Source organism: Lysinibacillus sp. NPDC094403 (assembly GCF_050278745.1).
Classification (GTDB): Bacteria; Bacillota; Bacilli; order Bacillales_A; family Planococcaceae; genus Lysinibacillus.
On sequence record NZ_JBNNTL010000022.1, the window covers coordinates 51,707 to 60,768 of the forward strand.

The following is a 9,062-nucleotide window of genomic DNA, read 5'->3' on the forward strand; positions in this document are numbered from 1 at the left end:
TTTTTTATTTGATAAAGAAACTAAAGAAACTAAAGTGTCTGGGCTAAAGTGCTACATCATCGAGTTCTTGTAGGATGTAGCGCGTTAGTTCTTAACGGTTCCGATGTAGAAATATTCGGCAATTAAATTGATCGAGACTATTGAAAAATATTCGCTTCCAAGCAATATTCAAGTTAAGATGGAATCACATCATATGACTTAAAGGGGAAGAGCAACTTGAAGACAATACTTACGAAAACAATACCGATGGATGCAGACTCATTTTTTTATAGTTATAAGAAGCAAACAGAAGCAGAACAAGCACATGTGTTTTTAGAAAGCGGACGCGGAGGGAATTTTACAATAGCTGCTTGGAATCCGTTAGCTACAGCACAATCGGTCGAGAATGGTTTACTAGTAAATTGGAGAAATGGCAAGACTGAAAATTTAAACGGTGAGCCTCTTGCTTTGTTAGAAGCATTAGTGGAGAAATATCACATTTCATATAATGTCGAGCTTCCTGTTTTTCAAGGTGGAGCTATCGGGTTTGTTGCATACGATTACGCTCGTAAAATTGAAGTTTTACCTAACATTGCTGTAGATGATTTACATATACCAGATATCTACTTTTATATTTTTGATTGCTGGGCAGTGCATGATGTGAAAACAAATAAAGTAACGCTTATGAAGCTAGCAGACTGTAATGTAAATTTGGAAGAATGGGCTAATGTGTGGCAAGGGGCAGCGCAAGAAGGCTTGCTTACACGTAAATTTGAAAAAACAAGCGCTGTAGAAATAGTAAATGACGAAAGTGAATTGTTAGTTTCGTTTGCTGGGACTGCCTTTGAGGAAGCAGTAAGTAAAATTCAAACATACATAGCGCAAGGCGATGTATTTCAAGTGAATTTGTCAGTACGTCAATCCAAAAAGTTAACCGCAACTGCAATGGATGTATATGAAGCGTTACGTGCATTTAATCCTTCTCCTTACATGGCTTATATAGAAGCGCCTGATTTTGCTGTCGTTTCTGGTTCACCTGAGCTTTTGGTGAAGCGTCACGGTAATGAGTTGTCTACTCGACCGATTGCTGGTACACGACCAAGAGGAAAATCTGAGGCAGAGGATTTAGCGTTAGCGCAGGAATTGATTGATAACGATAAGGAACGTGCTGAACATGTAATGCTTGTTGATTTAGAGCGCAATGATTTAGGAAGAGTATCTACATATGGGACGGTTGAAGTGGATGAGTTCATGGTGATTGAACGCTATTCACACGTGATGCATATTGTTTCCAATGTACGAGGAGAAATAGCTGAAGGGAAAACCAATGCAGACGTTATCCGTGCCATGTTCCCGGGAGGAACAATAACGGGGGCACCTAAAATCCGTACGATGGAGATTATTGAAGAATTAGAACCTGTAAGACGAGGATTATACACGGGTTCAATTGGCTGGCTAGGCTATACAGGTGATATGGAATTTAATATTGTTATTCGTACAGCATTTGTTAAAGATGGAGTAGCACATATTCAGGCAGGAGCAGGCATTGTTATTGATTCTGTTCCAGAGAGAGAATACCAAGAATCTTTAAATAAAGCAAAGGCGATGTGGCAGGCAAAGGCAATGGCAGAGGAGCGAACAAAATGATTTTAATGATTGATAACTACGATTCTTTTACGTATAACCTAGTACAGTATTTTGGGGAATTTGGTCATGAATTGGTGGTAAAAAGAAACGATGTATTAACGGTGAAAGATATTGAGCAACTTGCACCGGATATGATTGTTATTTCTCCAGGGCCATGTAGTCCGGATGAAGCGGGTGAAAGTCTGAACATTATTAAGTATTTCGCGGGAAATATTCCGATTTTAGGAGTTTGTCTTGGCCATCAAGCTATTGCCCAAGTATTCGGAGGGAATGTTATACGAGCTGAGCGTTTGATGCATGGTAAAACATCACCTGTGCTACATGCTGAAATAGGTTTACATAAAGGGATGCCAAATCCATTTGAAGCTACTCGTTACCACTCCTTAATTGTAGAGAAGGAAACGTTACCGGCATGTTTTGAGGTGACTGCATGGACAGAAGAAGGCGAAATTATGGGCATTCGTCATAGGGACCATCCAATTGAGGGAGTGCAATACCATCCTGAATCGATTATGACGGAGCAAGGTAAAAAGCTTCTACGCCAGTTTATAGATTTGTATGTTGAGGGAGCGAAGTAAATGCTGTGCTGGATGAATGGAGACTACGTAGTGGCGCACGATTTGCGCATTTCACCATTTGATCATGGGTTTTTATACGGGTTAGGCTTTTTTGAAACGTTTCGAACGTATAAGGGAAAGGTGTTTTGCTGGGAAGCACATATGGAAAGATTACAAACTGCCCTTTCTCAATACCGTATTTATATGCCATATACTGAAGGGGATTTACTTAAGGTTGTTCAGCAATTAAATGAACAGGCTAATGGACAGGATGGTTATTTCCGTATAAATGTCTCAGCTGGAGAGCATAGTATCGGTTTACAGCCTACTGAATATAGACATCCAAATGTTATTGTTTTTCGCAAAGAATTACATGACGCACCTCGAGGTATGGAAAAAAACGCACAGTGGCTAGTAACACCGCGTAATACTCCTGAAAAAGGTGTTCGAGTGAAATCGCACCATTATGGCAATAACGTTCTTGGGCGTTTTGAGATGCCATCTTTGGCGCAACAAGAGGGCTTCTTTTTAACGGAAGGTGGTTTTGTTGCTGAAGGTGTAACATCAAATATCTTTTGGGTGAAAGATGATATACTATATACGCCTTCCTTAGAGACTGGTATTTTACCTGGAATTATCCGAGCGTGGGTAATTGAGCGAGCGCAATCTCTAGGGATTAAGGTAAAAGAAGGTTTCTTTACTAAAGAGGATGTAGAGCAAAGTTCAGAGTGCTTTATTACTAACTCTATACAAGAGCTTGTTCCAATTCTTAAATTAGAGAGCAAGCAGTTATTAGGCAATAAAGGGCCTGTTTATTCGCGTTTACATGAAGCATTTGTCGATGAAGTGGAACAAGAATAGAAGGAGAGTTAACATGCTAGAAAAATATACAACACCATTAACTATTAACGGTATCACGTTAGACTATACAGCAGAAACTTTTGTGATGGGTATTTTAAATGTCACACCGGATTCATTTTCAGATGGAGGAAAATACAATAACGTTGAAGAGGCTGTTGCACAAGCGAAAAAAATGGTAGCTGAAGGCGCTAAAATTATTGACGTTGGCGGAGAATCAACACGCCCAGGTTATGAACGTATTTCTGATGAAGATGAAATTGCACGAATTGTACCAGTTATTCAAGCTTTAGTAGCCGAAGTGCCAGCAGTTATATCGGTTGATACGTATAAAGCGAATGTAGCTCGTGCAGCCATTGAAGCCGGTGCGCATATTATTAATGATATTTGGGGAGCGCAAGCTGAACCTGAGATCGCTCATGTTGCTGCAGATTTAAATGTACCGATTATTTTAATGCATAATCGAGACAACACTGATTATGGTGCTAACTTCTGGATGGCGGCAAAGGCCGACTTAGAGAAGAGTATTGCTATTGCCAGGGATGCAGGTATACCAGATAGCCATATTATTTTAGATCCGGGCATAGGCTTTGCGAAAACTACCGCTCAAAATATAGAAATGATGCAGCATTTAGATGACTTAGTTGCAATGGGTTATCCTGTTTTGTTAGCTACTTCACGTAAATCAATGATTGGTAATGTCTTAAAGCTACCAGTTGAGGAGCGTTTAGAAGGAACAGGAGCAACGGTTGTTTACGGTATTGAAAAAGGCTGCCATATGATTCGTGTGCATGATGTAAAGGAAATGGCACGAGCTACACATATGGCTGATATTTTAGTTGGTAAGCGAATCTATAAGGAGGAAGCGTGATGGACTACATTCATTTAAAAGATATGCAGTTTTACGGCTATCACGGTGTCTTAGTAGCTGAAACAACACTTGGTCAACGCTTCCGTGCCAATGTTTCACTTGCTGTAGATATGACAAAGGCTGGAGAGACTGATGACTTGGATTATACGGTGAACTATGCAGAGGTATATGCATTGTGCCGTGATATCGTAGAAGGCGAGCCGTTCAAGCTTATTGAAGCACTTGTATCAAAAATAGCAAATAGTATTTTAGAGACATACTCAGAGAAGGTTAAGGGTGTTCGTGTGGAACTTATTAAACCAGACCCACCAATCCATGGCTATTATAAAGAGGTGTCAGTGGAGGTAACGAGAGGTGATTACTAATGAATGATGTGTATTTATCGATCGGAACAAATATGGGAGATCGATTGGAAAACCTACAACATGCTGTTAAATTTTTAACGGACAAAAGGGAAATTGAAGTTGTTCATATTTCTTCAGTTTATGAAACAGCTGCTGTAGGCTACACTGACCAAGCAGACTTTTTAAATATTGCTGTTCATATTAAAACGAGTTATTCATCTGCCGAAATGCTGAAAACTTGCCAATGGGTTGAAAGTGAATTAGGGCGTGTTCGCGAATTTCGATGGGGCCCTCGAATCATTGACCTTGACATCTTGCTCTACAATCACGAAAATATTGAAACAGAGTGCTTAATTGTTCCGCATCCAAGAATGTATGAGCGTGCTTTCGTATTAGTACCACTGATAGAAATTACGCCTGCACCAGCTGGAAAACAGCTGCAAAGGGCACATGATATAATGCAACAGATGGATTGCGAAGAGGAAGGCGTAACTTTATGGCAAGCATCAGCAGAGCTGGAAATTATGCAGTCCGTTAATTAAGTTTCTAATCCGGTAGTCAAAGATTATTGGTGTATTGATTGCCTATAACTGATAGATATATATATATATAGAAATAGGTGAAAACCTATAGAAGGAGGAAAACAACGTTGAGTCAGGCAACTGAGAAGCCGTTTCAAATTGGCGATATAGTCATGGACAACCGTGTTGTATTAGCGCCAATGGCCGGAATTTGTAACTCTGCTTTCCGTTTAACAGTCAAGGAGTTCGGAGCAGGGCTAGTATATGCAGAAATGATTAGTGATAAAGGGATTGTCCAGAAGAACGAAAAAACACTAGGCATGCTTTATATCGATGAGCGTGAAAATCCACTTTCTTTGCAAATTTTCGGTGGTGATAAGACGACACTAGTAGAAGCGGCCAAGTATGTAGATGAAAACACAACTGCCGATATTATCGATATTAATATGGGCTGCCCAGTTAATAAAATTATTAAATGTGAAGCGGGCGCTCGTTTACTTTTAGATCCGAATAAATTATATGAAATGGTAGCGGCTGTTGTAGATGCAGTAAAAAAACCTGTCAGCGTAAAGATGCGTATTGGTTGGGATGACGAGCATATCTTTGCTGTTGAGAACGCACAAGCTGCCGAACGTGCTGGTGCTTCAGCAGTAGCTGTTCATGGGCGTACACGTGTACAAATGTACGAAGGAAAAGCAAATTGGGATTTCATTCGTCAAGTGAAGGAAAATGTAAAAATTCCTGTGCTGGGTAATGGTGATGTAGAAACTCCTCAAGATGCAAAACGTATGCTTGATACTACTGGGGTAGATGCAGTAATGATTGGACGCGCTGCTTTAGGTAATCCATGGATGATTTATCGTACAGTTCAATACCTTGAAACTGGTGAGCTAAAGGAAGAGCCAAGTGTACGTGAAAAAATTGATGTGTGTTTGCTTCACTTTGAACGCCTTATGCAATTAAAAGGAGAAGGTGTGGCGGTACGTGAAATGCGTAAACATGCTTCATGGTATTTAAAAGGTATTCGCGGTAATGGTAAAGCACGTAAAGCGATTAACCAAACAGAAACAGCGGTAGAGCTTCGTGCGCTATTAAATGGAATTGTACAAGACTATGAAGAGCTTGAATCTAAATTAATAGTACCAGAAGCAACAGAATTAATTCTTTAATACATTGAATAGACGTCTCGCTGTTCGTTTTGAGACGTCTATTTTTCTGCCAACATCAATTTTTAGAATTATTAATCATTTCTTCTCTTATGGAAATTAAATCGAAACAGATGATTACAGCAAAAAAATTGTGTACAATAGAAATATTATGGACGTAAACGTAACGCGGACAATTTAATAAGGAGTGAAACAAGTGTCAAACATAGAAGAATTAAATGATCAGCTTTTGGTGAGACGCCAAAAAATGACGACTATTCGAGAAAATGGTCAAGATCCATTTGGTAGTCGTTTTGAACGTACGCATTTATCAACAGAAGTGCGTGAACAATTTGCAGATCAAACAAAAGAGCAGCTAGAAGAAAACCTACAAGAGGTAATTATTGCGGGTCGTATTATGACGAAACGTGGTAAAGGAAAAGCTGGCTTTGCACATATTCAAGATCTAGGTGGCCAAATTCAAATTTACGTACGTCAAGATCATGTTGGCGAAGAAGCATATGAATTATTTAAACAAGCTGACCTAGGTGATATCGTAGGGATTCGTGGTAATGTATTCCGAACACAAGTAGGTGAGCTTTCAGTAAAAGCTGAAGAATTTACATTCCTATCAAAAGCTCTACGCCCTATGCCGGAAAAATTCCATGGCTTACAAGATGTTGAACAACGTTATCGTCAACGTTATTTAGATTTAATGACGAATGAGGATAGTAAAACAACATTCATTACACGTTCTAAAATTATCCGTGCTATTCGCAATTATTTAGATAACGCAGGATATTTAGAAGTAGAAACACCAATGCTTCATACAATTGCTGGTGGTGCAGCGGCTCGTCCGTTTATTACACACCATAATGCACTTGATATGGAATTATATATGCGTATTGCAATCGAACTGCATTTGAAACGTCTAATTGTTGGTGGACTAGAGAAAGTGTATGAAATTGGTCGTGTTTTCCGAAATGAAGGGATTTCAACACGCCACAATCCTGAATTCACAATGATAGAGCTGTATGAAGCGTATGCAGACTACAAAGATATTATGTCTCTAACAGAAAACCTTATTGCTCATGTAGCTCAAGAAGTTTTAGGTACTACTACAGTTCAATACGGTGAAGATGAAATTAATCTTGCTGTAGGTTGGAAACGAGTTCATATGGTAGATGCAGTAAAAGAAGCTACAGGTGTAGACTTCTGGCAACCTATGACTAAGGAGCAAGCTCAAGCACTTGCTAAAGAACATGGGGTAGAAGTTAAAGAAACACATGAGGTAGGGCATATTATTAACGAGTTCTTCGAGCAAAAGATTGAGGAGACTCTTGTTCAACCTACATTTGTTTATGGTCATCCAGTAGAAATCTCACCTCTAGCAAAGAAAAATCCAGAGGACGAGCGTTTCACAGACCGTTTCGAACTATTTATCGTTCGACGTGAGCATGCAAATGCCTTTACAGAACTAAATGATCCTATTGACCAACGTGAGCGCTTTGAAGCTCAATTAGCTGAAAAAGCTGCTGGTAATGATGAAGCACACGAAATGGACAATGATTTCATTGAAGCATTAGAATACGGTATGCCTCCGACAGGTGGATTAGGTATTGGTATCGACCGTTTAATCATGCTTCTTACAAATTCACCATCAATTCGCGACGTATTATTATTCCCTACAATGCGTCATATTACTAAATAATTGTTTTAAAAAGGATATAGCATGACTGCTGCTTGGGATAAAGAAGTTGTAGTAGAACTAGAAAAAATAGCTTCAAGAAGCAATCGTGTATAAGCAGGAGTCGAGGTGCAAGAGAAACACTAAGACTCCTGTTTTGTTTTGTTGCGAGTATTAATGTTTGAAAAGTTTATATTAGAAACAATTAAGTAGAGGTTTAAATGATGAATGAATATAGGGTATACTTTTAGAGTTCTATAATTTTCAAATAAAGTAGAAATAGACATTATCAGAAGTTTTATTGGAGGCTTATAATGAATTATAAAATCTTTAACAAACAAGTATTTGAACAGGCACAAGTACGCTCAGTTTCAGATGTTCTGTTAACTGAAGAAGAGCTTGAACATGGTATGAAATTAGCGGTTTCTAAGTCAGATCCAACTCTTACTTTATATTTAGTGGATATAAACGGTCAGAAGAAATTCGATGTCCGTTGGGATGATTCCTCTGAAATTTTCAGTGGCTGGTATTCGGCGTGGGATAATTTCTCTTGGTGCCTAGATGTAGCTGATAAAGAAAACAATTAATTAAATTAGTAGATTTTTTGATTTAAGTTTAAAAAAACAAACCTTTCAATTTTGAATTCCGCAATTGAAAAGGGAACTTACAGTTGTATCTTATCCCGCTTTCTTTTTAGTGTTATGTGGCGGAACAATAAACTTAAAAAAGTAATAAAGATGAATAAGTAGGAGTCGAGGTGTAGGAAAACCACTTTGGCTCCTTTTTTCATGATTGAGTATTTGTTAAGGTAGTGGCGCGTTCTAATGTGTAGGATCTTAGATGTTTTATCAAGGAAAGCTTAAGAAAGTATAGGACTATACATTGATCGAAGTAAAACTCTTCTTATTTAGTTTATTGAGATTTATAAGAAAGAGATGTATAGTAAAACAAATAAAGTGATAGCTAGAAGATCACAAGAATTATTTAATGCTCGAAAAAACGCGAAATAGCTTTCTTATTCTATTTTTATAAAAAGAGATAATTTTATAGAAAAAAACACTTGCGGTTGTATTAGAATCGTGATAAATTATTACTTGTCGTTAAGACGACGCAAGAAACAAAAATGGATTCGAAAAAACATCAAATAAAGATGTTGACATCTAAATCCGAGAGTGATATTATATAAGAGTTGTTGCTTTTGAAACGGAGTAAAAAAACTTCTAAAAAAGAGTTGACAACAAAAACAAGAAATGTTATACTATAAAAGTTGTTGAATAAAAAGACAACGAAATGAACCTTGAAAACTGAACAAGCAAAACGTAATCAATAAAGTTTTTAGTAGCTAACCTTGAGTTAGCGAACGAAACAAAATTTTGGACATCAAACATGATGCCAGCAAAACAATTTGAGCTAATCAAATTTCTTTTTATGGAGAGTTTGATCCTGGCTCAGG

At 38.1% G+C, this 9,062-nt stretch carries 9 protein-coding genes; all 9 read left to right on the forward strand.

Going from position 1 to position 9,062, the window contains the following annotated elements:
• The first annotated feature begins 216 nt into the window (after positions 1-216).
• The 9 genes from ACQKMV_RS21320 to ACQKMV_RS21360 all read left to right on the forward strand — a co-directional run bounded on the left by ACQKMV_RS21320 (position 217) and on the right by ACQKMV_RS21360 (position 8,196).
• The gene (locus tag ACQKMV_RS21320; protein ID WP_427506332.1) at positions 217-1,626 is read left to right on the forward strand and encodes an anthranilate synthase component I family protein; all 1,410 of its coding nucleotides are present in this window, start codon (positions 217-219) and stop codon (positions 1,624-1,626) included.
• Positions 1,623-2,204: an aminodeoxychorismate/anthranilate synthase component II gene (gene pabA / locus ACQKMV_RS21325; RefSeq protein WP_427506334.1), complete on the forward strand. Its 582-nt coding sequence runs from the start codon at positions 1,623-1,625 to the stop codon at positions 2,202-2,204. Before ACQKMV_RS21320 ends, pabA begins: the two co-directional genes overlap by 4 nt.
• Complete coding sequence (gene pabC, locus ACQKMV_RS21330; RefSeq protein WP_427506335.1) at positions 2,205-3,044, forward strand: aminodeoxychorismate lyase; 840 nt, start codon at positions 2,205-2,207, stop codon at positions 3,042-3,044.
• A 13-nt stretch (positions 3,045-3,057) separates the two neighbouring features.
• A complete protein-coding gene (gene folP, locus ACQKMV_RS21335; protein WP_427506336.1) occupies positions 3,058-3,912 on the forward strand; it encodes a dihydropteroate synthase in 855 nt (284 codons plus the stop codon).
• A complete protein-coding gene (folB, locus tag ACQKMV_RS21340; protein WP_427506337.1) occupies positions 3,912-4,277 on the forward strand; it encodes a dihydroneopterin aldolase in 366 nt (121 codons plus the stop codon). The genes folP and folB overlap by 1 nt, the downstream gene beginning before the upstream one ends.
• Complete coding sequence (gene folK / locus ACQKMV_RS21345; protein ID WP_427506339.1) at positions 4,277-4,798, forward strand: 2-amino-4-hydroxy-6-hydroxymethyldihydropteridine diphosphokinase; 522 nt, start codon at positions 4,277-4,279, stop codon at positions 4,796-4,798. Before folB ends, folK begins: the two co-directional genes overlap by 1 nt.
• Positions 4,799-4,905: 107 nt before the next feature.
• Complete coding sequence (gene dusB / locus ACQKMV_RS21350) at positions 4,906-5,946, forward strand: tRNA dihydrouridine synthase DusB (RefSeq protein WP_427506340.1); 1,041 nt, start codon at positions 4,906-4,908, stop codon at positions 5,944-5,946.
• Positions 5,947-6,130: 184 nt separating this feature from the next.
• Entirely contained in the window at positions 6,131-7,633 is a 1,503-nt protein-coding gene (gene lysS, locus ACQKMV_RS21355) for a lysine--tRNA ligase (RefSeq protein ID WP_427426639.1), read from the forward strand.
• A gap of 290 nt (positions 7,634-7,923) precedes the next feature.
• On the forward strand, positions 7,924-8,196 hold the full coding sequence (locus tag ACQKMV_RS21360) for a hypothetical protein (RefSeq protein ID WP_427506342.1): 273 nt from the start codon (positions 7,924-7,926) through the stop codon (positions 8,194-8,196).
• Positions 8,197-9,062 lie beyond the last annotated feature (866 nt).